The organism is Sphingomonas bacterium (genome assembly GCF_903642285.1).
In the GTDB taxonomy this organism is placed as follows: Bacteria; Pseudomonadota; Alphaproteobacteria; order Sphingomonadales; family Sphingomonadaceae; genus Sphingomonas.
Genome location: NZ_CAHJWJ010000021.1, coordinates 1 through 19,821 on the forward strand (window position 1 = coordinate 1; position 19,821 = coordinate 19,821).

The 19,821-nt window shown below is 65.1% G+C and carries 18 protein-coding genes and 4 pseudogenes; 7 read left to right on the forward strand and 15 right to left on the reverse strand.

Features of this window, described 5'->3' with window-relative positions; translation table 11 throughout:
* Positions 1-194: 194 nt before the first annotated feature.
* The 5 genes and pseudogenes from HUU99_RS11255 to HUU99_RS11275 all read right to left on the reverse strand — a co-directional run bounded on the left by HUU99_RS11255 (position 195) and on the right by HUU99_RS11275 (position 3,743).
* Entirely contained in the window at positions 195-566 is a 372-nt protein-coding gene (locus HUU99_RS11255) for a hypothetical protein (protein ID WP_174286683.1), read from the reverse strand.
* 32 nt (positions 567-598) lie between these two features.
* The gene (locus tag HUU99_RS15600; protein ID WP_254603130.1) at positions 599-2,017 is read right to left on the reverse strand and encodes an alpha/beta hydrolase family protein; all 1,419 of its coding nucleotides are present in this window, start codon (positions 2,015-2,017) and stop codon (positions 599-601) included.
* Positions 1,968-2,866, reverse strand: a pseudogene (locus tag HUU99_RS15830) (DUF6880 family protein). The gene HUU99_RS15600 and the pseudogene HUU99_RS15830 overlap by 50 nt, the downstream one beginning before the upstream one ends.
* Before the next feature lie 236 nt (positions 2,867-3,102).
* The gene (locus tag HUU99_RS11270) at positions 3,103-3,321 is read right to left on the reverse strand and encodes a hypothetical protein (protein WP_174286686.1); all 219 of its coding nucleotides are present in this window, start codon (positions 3,319-3,321) and stop codon (positions 3,103-3,105) included.
* Positions 3,318-3,743 carry a hypothetical protein gene (locus HUU99_RS11275; RefSeq protein ID WP_174286687.1) on the reverse strand — a complete coding sequence of 142 codons (426 nt, stop codon included), beginning with the start codon at positions 3,741-3,743 and terminating at the stop codon, positions 3,318-3,320. The genes HUU99_RS11270 and HUU99_RS11275 overlap by 4 nt, the downstream gene beginning before the upstream one ends.
* 91 nt (positions 3,744-3,834) lie before the next feature.
* Here HUU99_RS11275 and HUU99_RS11280 point away from each other — a divergent pair, with 91 nt between their 5' ends.
* From HUU99_RS11280 to HUU99_RS11305, 6 genes and pseudogenes are all read left to right on the forward strand, one after another.
* Positions 3,835-4,911, forward strand: a complete 1,077-nt coding sequence (locus tag HUU99_RS11280; RefSeq protein WP_174286688.1) for a glycosyltransferase — start codon at positions 3,835-3,837, stop codon at positions 4,909-4,911.
* The gene (locus HUU99_RS11285; RefSeq protein WP_174286689.1) at positions 4,908-5,879 is read left to right on the forward strand and encodes an acyl-CoA dehydrogenase; all 972 of its coding nucleotides are present in this window, start codon (positions 4,908-4,910) and stop codon (positions 5,877-5,879) included. The genes HUU99_RS11280 and HUU99_RS11285 overlap by 4 nt, the downstream gene beginning before the upstream one ends.
* 32 nt (positions 5,880-5,911) lie before the next feature.
* Positions 5,912-6,529: a PIG-L deacetylase family protein gene (locus HUU99_RS11290; RefSeq protein ID WP_254603131.1), complete on the forward strand. Its 618-nt coding sequence runs from the start codon at positions 5,912-5,914 to the stop codon at positions 6,527-6,529.
* A complete protein-coding gene (locus tag HUU99_RS11295; RefSeq protein WP_174286691.1) occupies positions 6,529-7,116 on the forward strand; it encodes a class I SAM-dependent methyltransferase in 588 nt (195 codons plus the stop codon). Before HUU99_RS11290 ends, HUU99_RS11295 begins: the two co-directional genes overlap by 1 nt.
* 229 nt (positions 7,117-7,345) lie before the next feature.
* The gene (locus tag HUU99_RS11300; protein WP_174286692.1) at positions 7,346-8,905 is read left to right on the forward strand and encodes a methyl-accepting chemotaxis protein; all 1,560 of its coding nucleotides are present in this window, start codon (positions 7,346-7,348) and stop codon (positions 8,903-8,905) included.
* Between the two features lie 84 nt (positions 8,906-8,989).
* A pseudogene (locus HUU99_RS11305) lies at positions 8,990-9,604 on the forward strand (TolC family protein); the annotation flags it as partial.
* Positions 9,605-9,902: 298 nt separating this feature from the next.
* Here HUU99_RS11305 and HUU99_RS11310 read toward each other — a convergent pair.
* From HUU99_RS11310 to HUU99_RS11330, 7 genes and pseudogenes are all read right to left on the reverse strand, one after another.
* The gene (locus HUU99_RS11310; RefSeq protein ID WP_174286693.1) at positions 9,903-10,319 is read right to left on the reverse strand and encodes a response regulator; all 417 of its coding nucleotides are present in this window, start codon (positions 10,317-10,319) and stop codon (positions 9,903-9,905) included.
* Between the two features lie 124 nt (positions 10,320-10,443).
* The gene (locus tag HUU99_RS11315; RefSeq protein WP_174286694.1) at positions 10,444-10,596 is read right to left on the reverse strand and encodes a hypothetical protein; all 153 of its coding nucleotides are present in this window, start codon (positions 10,594-10,596) and stop codon (positions 10,444-10,446) included.
* The gene (locus HUU99_RS15605; protein WP_254603132.1) at positions 10,593-10,799 is read right to left on the reverse strand and encodes a hypothetical protein; all 207 of its coding nucleotides are present in this window, start codon (positions 10,797-10,799) and stop codon (positions 10,593-10,595) included. The genes HUU99_RS11315 and HUU99_RS15605 overlap by 4 nt, the downstream gene beginning before the upstream one ends.
* A 103-nt stretch (positions 10,800-10,902) precedes the next feature.
* A complete protein-coding gene (locus HUU99_RS15610; RefSeq protein ID WP_254603133.1) occupies positions 10,903-11,181 on the reverse strand; it encodes an AMP-binding protein in 279 nt (92 codons plus the stop codon).
* On the reverse strand, positions 11,129-12,235 hold the full coding sequence (locus HUU99_RS11325; protein ID WP_254603134.1) for a DUF2339 domain-containing protein: 1,107 nt from the start codon (positions 12,233-12,235) through the stop codon (positions 11,129-11,131). Before HUU99_RS11325 ends, HUU99_RS15610 begins: the two co-directional genes overlap by 53 nt.
* Positions 12,236-12,251: 16 nt before the next feature.
* Positions 12,252-12,518 (reverse strand): annotated as a pseudogene (locus tag HUU99_RS15890) (DUF2339 domain-containing protein); the annotation flags it as partial.
* Complete coding sequence (locus tag HUU99_RS11330) at positions 12,515-12,802, reverse strand: hypothetical protein (RefSeq protein ID WP_174286695.1); 288 nt, start codon at positions 12,800-12,802, stop codon at positions 12,515-12,517. The pseudogene HUU99_RS15890 and the gene HUU99_RS11330, both read right to left, overlap by 4 nt.
* 188 nt (positions 12,803-12,990) lie before the next feature.
* On the opposite strand from HUU99_RS11330, the gene HUU99_RS15615 reads away from it, so the two are divergent.
* On the forward strand, positions 12,991-13,308 hold the full coding sequence (locus HUU99_RS15615; RefSeq protein WP_254603135.1) for a hypothetical protein: 318 nt from the start codon (positions 12,991-12,993) through the stop codon (positions 13,306-13,308).
* Between the two features lie 216 nt (positions 13,309-13,524).
* On the opposite strand, the pseudogene HUU99_RS11340 reads toward HUU99_RS15615, so the two are convergent.
* The 3 genes and pseudogenes from HUU99_RS11340 to HUU99_RS11350 all read right to left on the reverse strand — a co-directional run.
* Positions 13,525-14,037: pseudogene (locus HUU99_RS11340) on the reverse strand (IS3 family transposase); the annotation flags it as partial.
* 109 nt (positions 14,038-14,146) lie between these two features.
* Positions 14,147-14,923 carry a DUF6065 family protein gene (locus tag HUU99_RS11345; RefSeq protein ID WP_174286696.1) on the reverse strand — a complete coding sequence of 259 codons (777 nt, stop codon included), beginning with the start codon at positions 14,921-14,923 and terminating at the stop codon, positions 14,147-14,149.
* On the reverse strand, positions 14,910-19,775 hold the full coding sequence (locus HUU99_RS11350) for a hypothetical protein (RefSeq protein WP_174286697.1): 4,866 nt from the start codon (positions 19,773-19,775) through the stop codon (positions 14,910-14,912). Before HUU99_RS11350 ends, HUU99_RS11345 begins: the two co-directional genes overlap by 14 nt.
* Positions 19,776-19,821 lie beyond the last annotated feature (46 nt).

Genomic DNA, 19,821 nt, shown 5'->3' on the forward strand with positions numbered 1-19,821 from the left:
CGCGCGATCAGGCGCGGCAGGGTTATCAGGGCGGCGTGCTGGCGCTTGTCGACGTGCTCGACGCCGATCGCGCTTTGCTCGATGCGTCGGACCGGCTCGCCGGTGCCCGCGCCGACACCGCGCGCGCGTCGGTCGCGGCGATCCGCGCGTTGGGTGGCGGTTGGGAGACGAGGAGCTGACACGGCGGAGCCGACTCAGAAGGAACGCACGCGCGCCCGCATCCTCGACGAAGCGGCAAAGGCGATGCGCGAGCACGGTTCGGAGGCATTGGCGTAGCGGCGCTGATGAAGCGTGCCGGGCTGACTCACGGCGGCTTCTATGCGCATTTCCAGGATCGCGACGACTCGGTCGCGCATGCTGTCGGCCGCATGTTCGACGATAGTGGCCGCATGCTCGACCACCATCTCGGGCGGCAAGATGCGGCAGCGGGTCTTCGCACGCTGATCGACTATTATCTGTCCGATGAGACGCGGCTGGCGGCGGATCGCGGATGCCCGCTGCCAGGCCTGAGCGGCGAGGCGGGGGTAGTGCTCCGTTTCAAAGCGCCGCTTCGAGCCAACTTTCAAGCCGCCGCTCAGTGCGACAGCGGCACTACCTCTTAATGATCGTCGTTCGCCGCCAGCGCTGGCGGCGCGGTGCTCAGGCCGGAGACGTTTGCGGTGCCGGCCCGTATCTGAGCGGTCGAAGCCTTCACGGCGTCGCCGATCGGTTCGGCGCGCCCGCCAAGGCATGGTGCCAGAAAGTTCTCGGCGACCGCGTTGAATGCGATCGTGTTGACGGGACGCGCGAAGCCGTGGCCTTCGTCGGGAAACACGACGTAGGTCACCGGGATGTGCTTGCCCGCCATCGCCGCCACGATCTGGTCGCTTTCACGAACGTTGACGCGCGGATCGTTCGCGCCCTGCCCGATCAGGAGTGGACGTTGAATTCGATCGGCATAGGTCAGGGGGGATCGTTCCTTCAGCATCGCCCTGCCGACTTCGGTAGTTGGATCACCCATCCGCTTGTACATCTGCGTGCGGCCTGCCTCCCAATAGGCGGGGATCGTCTGCAGGAGCGTGAACAGATTCGATGGTCCGACAATGTCGACCCCGCACGCGAACTCGGTCGGCGTGAACGTCATGCCCGCCAGCGTGGCGTATCCACCATACGAACCACCCATGATCGCAACCTTGTCCTTGGTGGTCACACCGTGGGCCACCGCCCAGGACACGGCGTCGAGCAGGTCGTCGTGCATCTTGCGGCCCCATTGCAGATCGCCCGCATTAGTGAAGCCTTTGCCGAAGCCGGTCGATCCGCGATAGTTGACGTTGAGCACGGCGTATCCGCGGTTGGCGAGCCACTGGTCATAGCCATTGTAGCCATAGCCGTCCCGCGCCCATGGACCGCCGTGCACGAACAGGACCATCGGTACGGGCCGGCTGGGCTTGCCGTCGCCCGCGGGGTCGGCGATCTTCGGCAGAGTGAGGTAGCTCACCATCGAAAGGCCGTCGCGCGCGTTGATCACGACGGCATGCTGCGGCACCAGCGGCGCGCCGATCAGCTCGGGCCGACCGACGTAGAGCTGCTTCATCGATTTGCTGCTGCGATCGTAGACCCAGGTCGAGGCGGGCGCGCTGACCGGGTCGAAGGCAACGATCCATTTGTCGTCCGCATCGGTGCGCGCGCCGATGTAGAATTCGCCCATGTTACGTCCCTTAAGATACGCGAGGTCCGCCGCGACGGCACTGCCGACCGGCACGTATTCGTTGCGGAGATAGTCTACAGAATATGCCTCGATCCGCCCGGTCGTCGGGTTGAAGAGGCCACCGCCAATGTCCGCCTTGGCGTCCTGGCCGATGAGCGACATGGTGCCCGACGCGACGTCCTGCGCCATCAGGGCCGACGTGTCGCGTCCGCGCGACTCGGTCCAATACAGGGTCCTGCCGTCGGTGGTGAACCCGAGCGGCGACGTCGTGCCGGCGTCCTCAAATGGAATGGAGACGGTCGGCGAGGCCTCGACCTTCCCATCCGCCATGCGGAAATAGTCGATGCCGCCATCGGCTGGCGCGATCGGCGGCCAGCAGCCGCTCGGCGATCGCCGCCGCGATCGCGGGGTTGGCGCGTTCCACGTCCGAATAGCGGCCCGCGAACCCATCGACATCGCCAAGCGCATCGGCGATCTCGGTCAGTGCCGAGCGGACGAGGCGCCCATGACGACCCCGCTCGTAATCGTCCTGGTAGATCGGCCCGCGCGTACTCAACCCGACTACCCGGCGTTCGCCGCTCACGGCACGCGTGGGGGCGTTGGCCGCCAACTCCTCAAACTGGGCCTTGAGCCGGATCAGCCCATCAGGCCCGAGCGCCTTGCCGTCAGGCTGATCAAGTGGTCGAACTGTCCATAGTCGTTCGCGCAGACCGCCGCGAACACTCGATCGGCCAACGTGCTCACCGGCTGGCCGGCTTCGGCGGCGATAGCGCCGAGATCGCCCCGTGCTGAAGCGATGACGCTGCCGATCGCGCCGTTGCTGTCGTCGCACCGCTCGTAGATCGAGGGTGCCATCTCCAGCATGCGCCAAAGAAGGTCGAAAGCCTCTTGGGGGCTCGTCGCTGCGACATGGGCGGCGATCGCCTCGCGTTGCGCCTCGAGGTCACGGGCGAGTTCCTTGACCTTGCGCCAGTCGATGAACGAGCGCGATTTGGCTATGGAGACGAGCCGCTTGCGGATCTCACTCGCGACGTCACCCCCGCCGCGGCTCGCCAGCTCCAGCCGCAACCGGCGCTTGGTCGCCGCGTCACCGACGGTCACGTCGAGCAACAGCTCCGCCAGGCGCTCGGCTCCAAGCGCAGCGAGGTTCTTCGCAATCAGCGTCGTCTCGGATGGCATGCCCTTTCGTCACTATCAGGGCTCTATCCGTCAAGTGGCGCGAACCGTCGGAGACCAGCTGACGCCGTGTGAGGCGGCTGGCTCGGAAGGACGGAGTTCGACCGGCGCCATGCCGTTCGGCGGGCTCGACGAAACGCGCCGCTCGGCAGACGTGAACGAAAGGCCGGAGTTCGGGAGCGGTAAACTGACCCTGAACGGCGGGACCTGGGTCAGAAGCTTCGTTCGCGTTTATCCGTCTACCCCGTGGTGGATGGCGAGCAGCCCGTCGGGTGGTGGTCGCATTCGGAAAGGTAGCTGCCCGCACCTGGCGCGACGCGGCGCAATTCCTGGACCGCGGCCGTCATACGGGCGGCGTCGTCACGGGCGTCGGTGAAATCGGGTGGCGTGAGGTAGGCCGAACGGCCGTCCATAGCGACGATGGCAAGCGCGAAGGCGTCCAGCACCTGCGGATTCATCGCGGGCGCGCGCGAAGCCGCGATCGCCTCCGCGGCGCGCCCGCAAGTCCCTTGTTGAAGTGAAGCGTCGTCGACCAGCGCCGGCTGGCGGCGAACCACGCGTCTGCAAACCGGGCGCGCTCGCCGGGCCGTAGCAGCGAGGGCAGCCAGAGCGAGTGGTAGCCATGCCAGAAAGCGCCTGCCTCGAAGGTGTTTCCGGTCCACCACCAATCCCCCGGCCGTGCGCCGGGCCGGCTGTCCACTGTCAGGACGGAGGTCAGGTGCTCGCACAGGAATGCCTCATCCCACAGCCGCTGCGCCGGGAGGGTCGCGACCAGCAGCGGTGCCTCGACTTGGTAGTCGTTCGAGTGCGCGGCGACGAACTCGGTCAGCGGCCGCCAGGCCTCGCGCGCCGTCGCCTCGTCGAGGTCCTGGAACAGCATCAGCGATCAGGATCGCGAGGCGGGGCGGCCTCCTACCCGAGCACGCCATTCATGCAACGTTGTTAGCGATTTTGATTGCCATTGAGGGCAAATGGGCTGGCCGATTGTCTCGTCCTACGGCACAACGTATTCGATGGACCGCCCCTACCCAAGCGCCTCGTCCCGCCTCGTCATCTGCATCCCGGCACGCAACGAGGCGCGGGAGCTGCCCGGCCTCTTTGCCGCTCTCGAAGGCTTGAAGCCGGCAACGATCGCACCAGCAAACGTTTGCCTGATGCTCGACGGCTGCACCGATGAAAGTGTAGCACTCACTGCGGCCTATCGGTCCCGCTCACGTCACCTGGTCCACCTGCATGAAAGTGCCGATGGCCACCCTTCCGCAGGCCGTGCACGGCGACGAGCCATGGAACTGGGCCTTGAGATCGCGGCACGTCCCGAGGATATTCTACTGACGACCGATGCCGACAGCCGCCCTTTGCCCGATTGGTTGGTAACCATGACTGCCGGATTAGCAAAGGCCGACGTCGTGGCGGGGAAGATCGTTCGCAGCAACGACCGTCCGAACCTGCTTCAGGATCGGCTTGAGCACTATTACGATGGGCTGTTCGCGCTCCGGCGGCACCTGGATCCGGTGCCTTGGGAAGCCGCAGCGACGCATCACCATGTCGGTGGCGCGAACCTGGGCGTCGGCGTGCAGGCCTATCGTGCGCTCGGCGGGTTTCTGCCGTTGGAGCATGGCGAGGATGCCCGGCTGGTCGACGATGCCGCGCGAGCCGGCTTGCGCGTCCGGCGCGATGCCGTTTGCGTGGTACGCACGTCGGATCGCCGCCACGGTCGCGCCCAGCAAGGGTTGGCACAGACGCTGCGGCAGCTGGACGGTGCCGACGCTTTGTCGATTCGCGTCGCTCATCCCGCTGACGTCGCTTGGCAGTACCGCATGCAGGCTGCCGCTCGCCGGGCTTTTCTTTCCGGTCGCCCGGAACAGGTCGCGGCCGACATCGGTCTGACCGAAGATCATGTCATCGGTGTCGCCCGCGACTGCCCGAATGCAGAAGCTTTTGCGATGCGGGTCGTGCCAGCTGCTCCCGGCGGGATGCGCGAGATCGGCTTACCCCAAGCCGAGGCCGCACTCGATCTGCTCGTCGCCCAGCGCCAGGCGGCGGCGTGACCGACCTGCGGCACGAGATCGCCCGCCGGAGCGCGGAGCTGGTATCGCTGGCCGATCCTGTCGACGCCGTGGCGCTGCTGGCGGTGTTGCGGCTACTCCACGGGACGGGCCGCCACGATTTGCCGCTTGGCCGCTTGTTTGAGGGGCATGTGGATGCGCTTCAGATCGTGTCGCGTTGCGGCAGTCCTGCCCAGATCGCCGTCCTGGCCGACATCGTCGCGGCCGGCGCGGCGCTGGGGGTGTGGAACGCGGACCTGCCCGGCGAGCCGTTGCAATTGGACGGGTTGCGGTTGACCGGCGGCAAGAGCTTCGCCTCCGGTGCCGGCATCCTGTCGCACGCCCTGGTCACGGTCGACGGCGATGGAGGACGTCAGCTGATCCTGATCGACCTCGCGCGAACGCCGCCGCGCGTGGATCGCGATTTCTGGCGCGTCGTCGGGATGCAGCGATCGGCGACGCACATCGTCCACTGGGACGCCAATATCGAGGCGGGGGACTTAATCGGCGCACCCGGCGACTATGTCCGCGAACCATGGTTCAGCGGCGGCGCGCTCCGGTTCGCCTCAGTGCAGGCGGGCGGTATTGCGGCGCTGGTCGACCGCACGCGCGACCACCTCGTCGCGACAGGCCGCGCAGCCGATCCTCACCAGTCGGGGCGCCTGGCGGCGCTCTACGGTGTCGCCGAGGGCGCTGCAGGCGCGATCAGGACGGCGGCAGCAGGATGGTTCGGACCCGATCAGGAGCGTCTCTCACTGGTCGCCGCCGCACGCGTGGCGGTTTACGAGGCTGGAGGCCGTGCGCTCGGGCTAGCACAGGAAGCGGTCGGCGTTCAGGCCTTGTTCGTCGACCACCCGCTGTCGGCGAAGATTACCGATCTCTCCATGTATTTGCGCCAGCCCGGTCCCGACGCGCAACGCATGCTCGTTGGCGCGGCGGTCGCCGCTTCGATCTTGAGCCCCGCGCTGTGAGACTGCGCGTCGGGCGACCACGATGCGTGCTAGTGATCGCTCCCCACCCGGACGATGAGTCCATCGGCGCCTGGGCCTTGATGGCGCACCTGCGAAGTCGCGGCACGATGATCAGAGTGCTGGTGGTAACCGACGGTGCGGCGTCGCATCCAGGCAGCCGCCTTTGGCCGCGCGCCCGATTAATTCGCGAGCGGCAGCGCGAGACCCGACGCGCCATGCGCATAATCGGAATAGGCGCGGGCGATGTGGCCTTCCTGGGCCTGCCGGACGGCGCACTCCCCAATGCCGCTGTCCTGGCGCGCCGACGCGTCGGCAGGGCGGTAACTTGCGCGCCAAGGCCCCTGCTCCTGATCGCCCCGGAAGTCGGCGACGATCATGCCGACCATCGCGCGACCGCACGTGCGGCCGCACAAACACGCGGTGCGGGCATTCGTCGTCTGGCCTATCCGGTCTGGCCTGCGGGGAGAAATTTGCGCGGCGCGCGGGCACTGATCCTGACCGGCCGGCAACGGCTCGCGAAGCGACAGGCCATTCGGAGCTACCGAACCCAGGCTGGTCGGATCACCGATGACCCGTCCGGCTTTGCGATGTCGCGCGCGCAAATTGCGGCCTTCAGCCGCGCGCGTGAGATGTTCGTGGAATGTCGCTGATGACTCCGATCACGCTCGACGGCTTCGACGCCAAGTTCACGGACAACGCCGATCCCTGGGCAACCTTCACCGATGCCGATGAGGCACTAAAGCGTAGCGCCATCCTTCATGCGATTGGCCCGGGTCCAATGGGGCGTGTGCTCGAGGTGGCGGCGGGCAATGGCTCGAACAGTGCTGCCATCGCGCCGCGTACGCTTAGGCTGGACGCGACGGAAGCGACCGCAAGCGGCACTGCGCTGGTAGCCCGCGCCATCCGTTTTCGCGGCGCGCGGGCCCGCGCGAGCCAACTGTCGGTGCCCGGCCGCTTGCCACGCGACCGGTACGACATCGTCGTCGTCGCCGAGCTTCTCTACTATCTCTCGCCGATCGCCATGGCGCAGACCGCACGCGACGTGGCAGCGGTGCTCAGACCCGGTGGCAAGCTGGTTTTGGCGCACCACCGCATCGACTTTCCCGACTTCGCGCAGCACGCCGCCTCCATTCAGCACCGGTTTCTAGCGGCATCAGGTTCCGCCTGGCGCGTGCGGCATGTGCGACAAACATGCCATTGGTCGGTGCTTGCCTGTAGACGGGTGAGCGCCGCCTGACCACGCATTTGCGCTTGAGCTGAGCGAGGCGGCCAACACCCCATTCGTTAACGGCACCAAGGCAAAATTAGGTTCAACTGATTTCACCGCGGTTAAAGGCGTTTTTAACCGCTATCCTCCTAGTTAACCCTGCATGTCCGGATTTACGCGATCGATTGGAACTCCATCTCGCGAACGGACGTCATTCCGCGTATTCCTTACTGACTGGAAACGTCTGTCCGATGCGACCGTGGCTGCGCAGATCCGCGCGGTCGGCACCAGCTACCCCTCGACGTTCGCGGTCACGCTGGTCGCGATCGGGCTATTGGTTTACAGCGCTCTGAACAGCCCGCACCTGCTCCTTGTCTCGCTTGGTTCGATGGGCCTGTTATCGATCAGTGTCGCCACGCTCATTAGCTGGCGACGGAACGACGCTGTGTCGTGGTGCATCGCTGACGCCAATGCCGCTCAGCACCGCCTCTGCATGCAGGCGGCGGCCACCGCGCTTGGCTGGTACATCCTGCTTGCCGCAGCCGACTATGGCGCTGATGGCGACAACCGCACGCTTATCGATTGTGTCATGGCGGGTGTCCTTGCGGCGGGAGCCTTGCGGTATGCAGCAGTACCGCTGGCCAGCTTATGGTTCGTCATGACCAGCCTATTGTTCATCACCGTCTACACGTTCACGGTGGGACTGCCGCTACAGCTCCTCGTGCTCCTTGCTCTCTTCACGCTTTTGCTGATGAAGTCCGTTCTGGGGCAGGCGCGACTCTTCCTCGACAACCACCGAGCGGCCGCGGAACTGGTCCGTAACGCCGTTGCCCGCGAGCAGCACCGCGCCGAAGAGGATCGCGAAGCACTCGATAGAACGCGTGTCGATCTTGAGTTGCGCCAGGAAACCGAACGGGTCCGCGATGTCGAACTCACCGCGATCGCGGAGGCCTTCGAGCGCTCGGTTGTGGAGCTGGTCGCTGACCTCGACGATCGGGCGCAGCGGGGCGGGAGCGACGCGGACGCACTTCCGACGCTAACCTCAGCGTCTGTTGAAGACTCGACGGTGTTGCTGACGCATGTCCGGGAGGCGACCGTCGACCAGGGCGAGCTGGCGCGCCACGCCGATGCGCTAGGCATTGCGCTTGTTCAGCTACACGAGCAGGTCGCCGAGCAGGCGCAAAGCGCCGAAAGCGTGCGCGACCGCTTCGTTGCCAATCAGGAAGCCGCAGGTCGGATGATCCGGCACGCTGGAGGGATCAGTCAGGTCGTCGACCTGATCACGGATATCGCTGTCCGCACGAACCTGCTCGCACTCAATGCGACCATTGAGGCGGCGCGCGCCGGCGAGGCTGGCCGCGGCTTCTCGGTCGTAGCGCAAGAGGTCAAATCATTGGCGACTCAGACCAGGAATGCAACGGCGGACGTGATGCGGCAGATCGAGGTGATGCGCGTGTCGATCGCGGAAGTGACCGATACGATGTCGGCGGTCGAGATAGGCTTCGGCTCGGTGCGTGCGATAACCGCTTCGCTCGAGGCAACCATGTCAGGCAAGCGCAGGCTGGTTGAGGCGTTGGCCAGCCGAACCAGCGAATCTACCGAGCTTCATGCGACGCTGGATCGGGCCGCGAGCAAGGCAGCCGCGGTATCGGACGAAGCCAGCAGCCTCTCCGGAAATCTGAGCCGAACATCGGCTGACATCGCTGAACGTTGCGTCACGCTACTCGCAGCCACGAACGCCTTCACTCGCGACCTGCGTACTCCATCACGACAGGCGCCTGGAAAACGGGCCGACGACGCCGCATACATCAAACTGTAACGGACCGTTGAATTGCTGCAACGACCCACAAGCCGCCTCCTGCAGCCCTAAACAGCTTCCCGCAAGCGGACATCCGTTCATCTGTTGCTGCAGGTGTCGCAAACGCTGGCGAGCGGCAATCGGTCGCTGGCGCTGACGACATCGCTCAATCGATCGGGGCTCGCCAGCCAGGTCGATGTCCAGAACGCGGAGACGGTCGTAGCGCAGGTGCAGTCCGACATCGAGAACTACACGACGGTCATCGCGCAGGATCGCAACGCGCTTGACCTGCTCGTCGGCGCGCCGGTGACCGATGCATCGTTGCCGTCGTCTCTGGCCGACCTTCGAGCAGGCATTGGCATCGTTCCTGCCGGACTTTCCTCGGCAGTGCTCTTGCAACGGCCCGACGTCGTCCAGGCCGAGCACCAACTCATTGCGGCGAACGCGAACATCGGCGCGGCCCGGGCGGCTTTCTTCCCGACGATCACGCTCACGTCCGCGCTGGGATTCGCGAGCACGGCGCTCAGTTCGCTGTTCACCGGCGGCGCGCTCAGCTGGTCGGTGGCACCGGCGGCTTCCGTGCCGATCTTCGGCGGCGCCACCAAGGGCAATCTGCAATATGCCAGGGCGCAGCGCGTCTATTACGTCGCCGAATATGAGAAGGCCATTCAATCCGCGTTCCGCGATGTCGCCGATGCGCTGGCACGGCGAGGTACGATCCCTTACATCTTCGGCCATGACAGTACGCCTACGGAATAGCTGGCCACGCTGGACAAGGTAGCCATGGTGCGCGTCGCACACGTGTTGCCGGATCATAGCGCTCCGGGCGATGGTTCCCTCGTCGCCTCGGAGCGGGACTGATCGGTGCGATCCGCACGCAAGCGCCGAGGTGTTGCGGTCGATGCTGCCGAAAGAGAAATCAACACGACGCTTAAGAAGAACCACCCCGATTGGTCCGACACCAATGCCTCCGAGTTCGTGAAAAGCGTTTACATCGACCCCGCCGGTCGCCGCTAGACTAGGCTGCCTGCAACGCCCTTGTGGCCCTGAGCTTCACGACCGAGGCCTTCTTCAATGTTCGTATGAAGCGTTTCGACTCGGAAATGATCTTGCTCTTGTCGAAACAAGCATGGGCTCCATGCTCGATTGCCTCGTTCGCCGCCTCGCTGCCATCCGTCGATGCGGATGAGACCACGACGATGGGCGCGTGTGGATAGCCCCGTAGTTCGTCGAGCAGCTTCAGCCCGTCGATACCCGGCATGTTCAGATCCAGCGTGATGATCGTTGGATAAAAGGACGCCATCAGCGCCCGCGCCGTGGGCACGTCGGGGGCCGTCGCAATCTCATGGCAACGCGCTTGCGTCGCCAGCAACTCCTCCACCATCGCTCTGATCGTACTTGAATCGTCGATAATCAACACACGACTGTTACGCATTGTCGCTCTCCTTGTCAGACGTGTAGCTGACCGCAGTTAAGATTGACGCAGCGACGGCTCGCAACGATCTGATCCGCGCAAATTCGCGACGAGCGGATCAGAACGCGGCGATGCGGGGTGCCAATCAGGTCACGATCTCGGGGAGCGATCGGCGATAGGGATAGTTCGGCGCGAGCGTCGCATGACCCGACCGCCGCATCGCCGCTGTCAGCCGTGCCATCGATGCGCCGAAGCGGCCATGGCCACGGAGCAGCAGCACGCCGCCTGGCGCGGTCACGCTTCGCCAGGGGTGACCCGCGTACCGGAGCCGAGCACCGCAGATTCCGCCATCGTCCCGTAATCGAGCTTGCCGGTGCCGAGCACGGGCAGCGCGTCGATGACGCGGACATCCTTGGGCAATGCGATGTCGGCGATCCCGTTGGCCTTGCTCCAACCCTGCAGCGCCGATGCCGTGACATCCTTGCGTGTCGTGAACAGCACCAGCTGCTCGCCCTTCCCTTGTGCGGGTCGGGACGGGTGACGACGGCATGGTCGCTGTCCGGCCACAGCTTGGTCGCATAGCCTTCGACCGCGGGGAGGGAGATCACTTGCCGCCGATCTTGGCGAACCGCTTGGCGCGGTCGCGGATCGTGACGAAGCCGGCATCGTCGATCGTCACGATGTCGCCGCTGTCGTGCCAGCCGCCCTCGGGCGGTTGCAGCACGCCCGGCCGATCCGCCTTCAGATACCCGGCCATGATGTTGGGCCCGCGGATCGACAGTCGTCCGCCGCGCTCGCCGTCCAGGTCGATGCCGGGCACCGGATCGAGCCTAGCCTCGACCCCGGGGGACAGGCGGCCGACGCTGCCGGCGCGGAAATGCATCGGCGTATTTACCGCGATCACGGGCCGCCTCGGTCGCGCCATAGCCTTCGAGGATGCGCAGGCCGAACTTCTCGGCATAGGTCCGCCGGGTCTCGTCGCGCACCCGTTCGGCCCCCGCGAAGATGTAGCGCAGCGAATAGAAGTCGTAGCCATGCGCCATCCGCGCATAGCCCGACAGGAAGGTGTCGGTACCGAACAGCAGATCCGCAGCGACGATCGCGGCCCAGGCGGCGAGCGCCCATGCCGGCAGCGCGAAGAACCCAGCCAGCACCGCGAGCGATGCGGCCGTCACGACCAGCAGCGGGAAGCGGATGTCGATGCGGCGCGCTGCGGGCCGCCATCCCATCGCGGCCGCGCCGCCGGAAATGGAGGCGCCGAGCAGGCTCAGGCCGGTCATCGCCGCATCGTCGGCGACGCCGTGGACATGGATCAGCGGCAGGACGACGACCGCGACCGCCAGCGCGGCGATCTGCCCCGCATCGCCGATCCGGCCGTCCGTCCGCCACAACCGCCACAGCGCCGGGCCGCCATAGATCGCCATCGTCGCGGCGATCACGATAGCGAGCATAGCCTGGTCCGCACCGCGCCATGCCGCGATCAGCAGCAATGCGGTCGCCAGCCCGATCGCGGCGATATCCGCAAGCGCCGCCTCCCGGCGTGACAGCCAGACAATCGCGACCGAGATCAGCCCGAACAACGCCCAGTGCAGCGGTTCGAACCCGCCGACCGCGACGAGCGCCGCCATCTGCGCGCAGCCGACCAGCGCGCCCACGATCTGGACGATGCGTCCGCGGTAGTCACCCGCCAACGGCAACGGCAGGCCGATCGCCAGCAGCATGACGTAGCCGCCCATCGACAGGGCCGCGGCGGTGTCCAGCGCACCCCCCGCGATCAGCATCAGCCCCCAGCCGAAACCGCCGAGCAGCGCCCCCGCACCGAGCCAAATCCAGCGCTGGTAGCGCGACAAGGCGCACAGGCCGCCGACCGCCAAGGCGAGATAGGCCGACAGCAGCGGAATGTCGGGCGCCCGAACCGACGAGCGCGGGCGCGGCAAGGCCGCCGACCAAGCCCAGCAGCGCGCTTGGCGCACCGAACCGGATCGCCAGCGCGCCCGCCAGCGCGGTGATGGCGGCCATCCCGGCAAACGCCGTCAGTGGGCCGACGAGGTAATAAAGGTTCGCCGCGACCAGCACGCTGGCATACAGCGTCGCGATGCCGGCACCCGATAGCGACTGACGGACGCGGACATCGCGGACCTTGGCCTCGCCGCGAAGCGCCGCCTCGGCACCCGCGATCAGCCCGCAACCGAACAACAGCCCGCACACGACGCGGATCACGGGTAAAGTAAGCCGGCATCGATCGAATATTTGACGATCAGGAACCCCGCGACCGCCAGCGTCACGCCGCCCGCCCAGATCGGCAAGCGACGACCGAATATGTCCTCGAACCCGAAGCCGCGCGCGACCGCCGGCTCGTCGGCCATGAATGGATCGGGAACGCTCGCAATGGCGAGGTCGGGTGCCGGTTCGTCGGGCGCGATGTCGTCGGGGAGCAGGACGGCGGGTGCCGGAGCGCGCTCGACGATCGGCGGTGGCATCGGCGACGGCACCGTGTCGACCATGGATCGTTCCTCGAAAACGGGATGCCCGTATTCGAGGATGAATACCCGCCGCCGCAGGTCCTCAACCCGTGTCCACAGCACGGCGCAGCCGATGATCCTGCGCGAAGGGCGGGCGCTGATGGCGGAGGTCGGCTTCGCGCGCTTCTCGGCGCGAGCGGATCGGCTATTCGATCGGGACAATCTACAACGTGTTCGGCAGCCATGACCGGCTCGTCCTCGCCATCAATACGCAGACGTTCGTCCTGTGGGCCGACCATCTCCGCGCCCGGCTCGCCAACGCTGGCGACGACCGGATCCGCGCTCTCGTTGAGGGGTATTTCGCCTTCGCGCGCGACAATACGAACCTGTGGATGGCGATCTACGACCATCGCCTGCCGCCGGAAATGCCGATGCCCGATCCGGATGCCGCGATCAGGGGCGTGCTGACGGAGATCGTTATCGATGAAATCGCCAAGGTGCGATCGACCGACACCGGGCATACGCCGCCGCGCTGGCCCGATCTCTGATCGCCACGGTGCATGGGCATTGCAGCTTCGCGGTCACCGGCGCATTCGCGTTGATGGGTGAGGACCGTCCGGAAGGCGCGGCGCTCGATCGCGTGCGCGAAAGCCTGGATCGTTGAGCTTAGCGCGTTCCCGTGATGAACGAGCGTCTGGTATTGGCAAGGAGTTGAGCGGATCCGACCGCCCCGGTTCTCGATCTTGCGGAGCGCGGAGAGCGGCGACGATCTTGCGGGTGGCCAGGTCGAGCACGGCGGCGAGATACAGCCATCCTTCGCCGTCGCGATATAGGTAATGTCGGCGAGCCAGACGCGGTTCGGTGCCGCGGCGGTGACTCCTGCTTCAGCAGGTTCGGCGCGACCGGAAGATGGTGGCGGCTGTCAGTGGTGGATGGGCGGAACCGGCGGCCCGCAAGAGCGCGGATGCCGTGGTGCCGCATCAGGCGCTCGACCCGGCCACGGCTCGCCGTCCTGCCTTCCGCGCGAAGCGCGGCAGGCATCCTGGGGCTGCCGTAACGCCCATGATGCTCGCTGTGGAGACGACGGACGTCGCCGAGCAGCTTGCGGTTCGCCGCGGATCGTGCGCTCTCCGGGCGACAGCGCCATGCGTAATAGCCGCTGGCCGACACCTCGAGGACGCGGCACACAGCCGGACAGGCCATCTGCTGGCATGATCGCGGATGAAGTTGAAGCTCATCTCGGCACCTTCGCGAAGATGCCGATCGCTTTTTTTTACGTCGCTCCATCCGCGTGTTTCAAAACAGTTCAAACTCGGCAGTCCTACGCCTTGGCAACTAGCAACTTGGCGCTTCTGCGAAAATTACCCAATGACTTACATTTAATATTTAGCCCGTTCGGGGACTCGGAACTTGAAGTTTACGTTTCGTGATGTGGGTTGTGGGGCCTGTCGCTCCGTCAGCCCGAACATAGTCGCGCTGCCATCCTTCACGCACGGCATCCGCATCGTTCTGCCGGAGGCGGCTATTAAAGTCGCTGCGACTGTCCTGCCAGCGACGGTAGTCGGCGGCGAGGCCTGAGTCGTCGGCAAGCTCGTGCGCAACCGGTTGGACGGCGTCGAGGACGCCGTGGGGTACGAGAGCGAGGAAACAGAACGCCTCGTCCTCGGCGAACCTGATCCGACCGGGCCGGGTGAACCGCCAGTTCATCGTGAAGGTGAACGGCAGCCAGTCGGTCTCAACCAGCCCCTCCAGCGCGGTGATCCCGTCCTTGATGACATTGGGCGGGCCGCGGGCGACCAACGCCCAGCCGGGCGGCGTGCGGAACAGCCAGCCGGGGTGGAACGTCAGCACGCCATGGCCAAAGTGCGAGACGATCAGTCGCTCGATCGCTTCGCGTCCGGCACGGCTGAAGACGGTGATCGCTTCCACGCCGGCACCGCCGTCCCATTCGGCATCGAACGCGAACGGGCAGCGCAGCTCCCAGCCGCTGGCGTTGGCGACCGTCATCGGCGTGCAGCGATAGGCGAACCGCTGGGTGGTCTGATCCATCCAGTCCCGCTTCGATCCGCCAGGCATCAACGGCGGCGCGTGCGGCTCGACGCGGTAACAATCGAGCCCGGGCGGCGGCAGGACGCTCGCGTGTTTCGGCCTAGAAGTCGGCATGGATCGCGATTCCGGCGTGCGTTTCGGTGCCGACCAGGCGCTGGCCACCTGTTATGCCGGTGGCGAACAGCGCTACGCTGGCATGAGGAAGGAAGCGGTATGACACCGAGCCACCATATTCCACCCAGTTCACATCGCGCGGCGAATTCGGCGAGATGGTACCGATCCCGGGTACCATGACCGCCAGCGACGAGCGGTAGTCGAATCCATGCGCGTAGCCGCCGTTCAGGGAAAAACCGAGCCGCTTGCCCAGATCATAAGTCCAGGCCGCCTGCCCCTTGACGATCATTAGCCGGTCGCTCGAGGTGGCCATGTGCGCTTCGAACGGGTCGGCGTTGGACAGGGTTTCGTCATAGCCGCCGGTGCCTAGCCGTTCGCGGCCCAACTCGCCCGAGGCGGTGAGCCGACCCAGACTGCCGAGATCGACCACGCCGCCTGCGCGACCATAATAATAGGACAGGTCGCCGCCGGGACGGCTTACGCCAATCGAAACACCGGATCCGTTTGCGTAGGCGCGACGGAACTCGAGATCGGCGGAAGGCACGATCCAGCCGCCGCCTTCGATGAACGGCCGGAACTCGCCCGACGGCAACAGCCAGCGCAGCGAGCCGCCATAGGTGATAGACGGGTGCAGGATCGCCTGACCATAGCCCTGACTGTCATAGCTCGCACGAGTCTCGAAGATCGTGGCGGAAACCGTGACGCCGTGGCCAAGCGCAACCCGTCCCGCGCCGCCAAGGCTCTGCGAGCCGACCGAGGCGAACAGCCCGACCTGGCTACCCTCGCCGGCGACGTCCGCCGGGCTGAGTCCCTGCGCTACCAGCCCGTGCTGTTGGGTCATGACTCGCGTCCGGCTCGAACCGAGCTGCTCGACAGAGCCCGCGACCGAAGCGAAGGTGGTCAGCCCGGCAATCGCGGGCGGCGAAGCGGGCGGGCTCGCGGGTGGCGATACAGGTGGGCTTACTGGCGGAGACACGGGCGGAGACACCGGAGGGCTCACGGGGGGCGATACGGGTGGGCTTACCGGTGGTGACACCGGCGGACTGATCGGAGGCGAAACCGGTGGACTCACCGGGGGCGACACGGGGGGGCTTACGGGGGGCGACACCGGTGGCGAGACCGGAGGGCTTACCGGAGGTGATACCGGCGGGCTTACGGGAGGCGATACGGGTGGGCTTACCGGTGGTGACACCGGCGGACTGATCGGAGGCGAAACCGGTGGACTCACCGGGGGCGACACGGGCGGACTTACCGGTGGCGACACGACCGGTGGCGGTGGCGGTGGCGGTGGGAGGCTCTGCGGATGCTGGACGGAATTGTCCAGGATTCGCGCGACATAGGCCTGGCTCACGCCGCTGAACGTGCCGGTGCCGACAATGAACTGGCCGTCCGCCGAAGTAGCATTGGCGACGTCGAGTGTGGTCGTGCCAAGAGAGACCCCAGCGGACGTCAGCAGCGAAGCTAGGCTGAACAGACCGGCGTTGGCACCGCCAGACGCCCAGCGAAACGCTTCCTCTCTGCCGTAGGCGTTGGTCGCAGCGCCGACCACGATAGAGCCATCAGCGTTGGCAGCGTTCGCAATACTGAACGGGTTCGCGCCGCCGTTGCCGATGAAGCCAAGGCCCATCATGTTGCCGGTCGCGGTGTAGCGGAATGCTTCGATGTTGCCCGCCGTATCCGTCGAATAGCCGACGATCACCTGCCCGTCTGCACTGATCCCCTGTGCCTGGCTGGTCTCGGCGTTGCCGTTAATCGTGGTGCCCAAAGCGTCCTGCGTGAGGTAACCCAGACCGACCATCCCCGTAGCCGCCGTCCAGCGTGACGCCTGGTATCCGGAATAGCCGACATAATATCCGCCTGGTGCCAAACGGGACCCACTAGCGGTCGAGCCGCCGACGACAATCAATCCGTCTGCGCTCACGCCGCGCGCTGTGCTGTTATCATAGCCCGCAGAATGCGGACCGCCTATGAAGCCAAGTGCCACGGCCCCGGTGTCTTGGGTCCACCGATAGGCTTGAGGCTTGGTATTATCGCCATAATAGCTTTGACCGACGATCGCCGATCCATCGGTATTAACGCCATAAGCAAGGGATTGATTGCTGCTCGCCCCGAGCCCACCAATAGATACCAGACCACTGCTTGCGGTCCATCGGAAGCTTTGCTGCTGATAGGTGCCGTTTGCCAGTAGCGCATAAGACGAGCCGACAATCACTTGGCCATCGCTGCTGATCGCCGTCGCGCTGCTCGAGAGAATGTTGGCGGCCGCAGTGCCTGTTCCGAGGAAGCCAATGCCCTGGATCCCGTCGGTGGCAGTCCAGCGGAAAGCTTGCGCGTTATATCCACTGGTCGATGCCGATGACGTGCTGACGCCGACCACGACCGACCCGTCGCCGCTGATCCCCAGCCCCTGGCTGCTCGGGGTGCCCGTACTCCGCAATGTTCCTATAGGTGTCGCAGATGCATAGAGCGGCGACACCAACGGCGACGGATCGGTCGCGGCGCGGCCGCCGTCGATATAGCGTATGATGTAAACTCCGCCCGAACTGGCACCGGTGATGAATTGGCCGTCGGTCGAGATCGCAGTGGCGCTGGTTAATGTGATACCGCTCGTGACCACGCCCGCTTCGGTCAGCAATTGGTTGAGGTCGAACATCCCGCTATGAGGGCCGCTACTGGCCCACCGAAAGGCAACGGATGCACCGTTGGTCGCACCTGATGGAGAGTAAATGTAACGACTGCTATACCCAACGATAGTGTTGCCATCCCCGCTGACGGCCAGTGCCGCGCTTGGTATCTGGAAAGCGGTGTCTGCCCCCGAAAGCGTTCCAAGATCCGCCATGCCGCCCGCTTCCGTCCATCGCCAGGCGTGATCAGGGTTTCTTCCGAGAACGCCCAATTCGTAACCGACAATCACCGATCCATCCGCGTCTACCGCGGTCGCGTAGGTGGTGCCGCCGTTCGAAAAATCATCGAGCGCGCCCAACCCCACCATACCGGTAGCCGTACTCCAGCGGAACGCTTCGCTCGCGGGCCCACCATTGGCGGCTAATGTAAAATAATGGCTATAGCTTTGTCCGACGACAACCGAGCCATCAGAGTTCGCAGCGGTGGCGATGCTGCTGACCTGATCACCGCCCGACGCCGACTGAGTTCCGTAAATGTTGATGCCCGGTGCTGCTAGGAAACCAAGCCCAATCATTCCGCCAGATACAGTCCACCGGAACGCTTCTTGACGGCCCAACACGTCGCTGCTCTGGCCGACGATAACTTGACCATCCCGGCTGATGCCGTACGCGGTGCTGCTGCCGCCGGACCCGACAATAAAGCCCAAGCCGGTGAGCCCTCCGGACTGCGTCCAACGAAATGCCTGCGTAGCGGTAAAGCCGGCGGCGTAAGTCGATCCTCCTACTACGATGGAACCATCGCCGCTGACACCGTTGGCGCTGCTGTGCGATGAACTACCAGACGCACCATTGTCGAGAGTACCGAGTGCTTGGAAACTGCCCGCCTGGGTCCATTTGTACGCCATCGCGGGCGTCGTGACCTGGGTCGAGGCGTTATAGGTCGACGCGGTCGTTCCAACGATGGCGGTACCATCGTCGCTGATGCCGGTGGAAGTCCGGGCGCGCGTGTCGCCCGAGATTTGTCCTGGCAGCATCAGGCTGGCGACAGGCTGCGCCGCGAAGATAGTGCTGACTGGCGGCGCAGGCGGGGCGTACGGGTAGGAAACCGGAGTCTGCTGTAACGACATGCCGCCATCGATGTAACGGGCAACATAATCGACGTAGTGGCCATCCGCACGCAGGAGCGTACCAGAATAGAATTGCCCGTCGTCGGAAACGACGCCGGTACTCAGCGTCGAATACCCCGCAAGGCTGACACCGGCTTGCGTCAACAGGTCTGCAAAGCTCCACATTCCGGTGTGCGCGCCATTTGCCGCCCACCGAAAACCCACGGTCTTACCATCGGGTTCGGAGCTGCTACCGACAACTACGTTGCCATCGCCGTCAACGTCGCTGGCGAAGCTGTAAGCATTGTAACCGCCGCCGGCGATATATCCGAGTCCCACCATACCGGTGCCGGCCGCCCATCGGAACGCCTGAACATGGCGGATGTCCGATTGACTGCTGCCGACGATAACGCTGCCATCCGCGCTGATCGCTGCGGCCCGGCTGGACGGATGAGCGACAGTGCTGCTCAGGAAACCAAGGCCGACCATGCCCGTTTGCGTTGTCCAACGAAACGCTTCATTGGCATTGCTAGCGTCGTAAAAGCTACTGCCGGTAACTACGCTACCGTCCCCGCTGACGGCAATGGCGGCAGAACTGCTTCCACCAAGCACCCCAAGCGACGCGAAGCCCGTGCTTGCTGTCCATCGAAACGCTTGCTCATTAAAAGTACCTGTCGCCATCTCCCCCACTACGATGGTGCCATCTGCATTAACGCCATACGCTGTCCCGATTTCTGCTGTCGTGGAGCCTGGATTACTGAGTATTTCTGCGGTGTATCCGTTTGCTGAACTGAACCGCGCGACGTCCGGCGAACCGGCAGCAGAATATGTTTGACCTACGGCAACACTGCCATCGTAATTTAGCGCGAAAGCTCTGCTGCCAGTGCCCGCTAACGCGGTAAATCCATCAGTTACCGACCAACGGAACGGCTGTACGTTTCTGGTCGTTCCTGCAGTTGCTACCGTAGCACCCTCGCCGACAATCACCTGCCCGTTTCCGCTGATAGCATTGATATCGGAATCGGTGTTGTTAGCGGGATAAGGTCCGACAACCGTTATCGCCCCCTGCGGGGGGGAGGTCTGTGCGACGACCGGCTTCGCAAGGGCGAGGCCCAGCGCCAATGCGATCGGCGCAACACCCGAAAGCCAGCGCTGTCTTCTACGCGCA

Coding starts and splice junctions, on each gene's coding strand:
- HUU99_RS15600 (WP_254603130.1), bottom strand. CDS start 2,017: ATGGCGGATGGGAAGGTCGAGGCCTCGCCGACCGTCTCCATTCCATTT.
- HUU99_RS11270 (WP_174286686.1), bottom strand. CDS start 3,321: ATGAATCCGCAGGTGCTGGACGCCTTCGCGCTTGCCATCGTCGCTATG.
- HUU99_RS11275 (WP_174286687.1), bottom strand. CDS start 3,743: ATGCTGTTCCAGGACCTCGACGAGGCGACGGCGCGCGAGGCCTGGCGG.
- HUU99_RS11280 (WP_174286688.1), top strand. CDS start 3,835: ATGGGCTGGCCGATTGTCTCGTCCTACGGCACAACGTATTCGATGGAC.
- HUU99_RS11295 (WP_174286691.1), top strand. CDS start 6,529: ATGACTCCGATCACGCTCGACGGCTTCGACGCCAAGTTCACGGACAAC.
- HUU99_RS11310 (WP_174286693.1), bottom strand. CDS start 10,319: ATGCGTAACAGTCGTGTGTTGATTATCGACGATTCAAGTACGATCAGA.
- HUU99_RS15610 (WP_254603133.1), bottom strand. CDS start 11,181: ATGCATTTCCGCGCCGGCAGCGTCGGCCGCCTGTCCCCCGGGGTCGAG.
- HUU99_RS11330 (WP_174286695.1), bottom strand. CDS start 12,802: ATGGTCGACACGGTGCCGTCGCCGATGCCACCGCCGATCGTCGAGCGC.
- HUU99_RS11345 (WP_174286696.1), bottom strand. CDS start 14,923: ATGCCGACTTCTAGGCCGAAACACGCGAGCGTCCTGCCGCCGCCCGGG.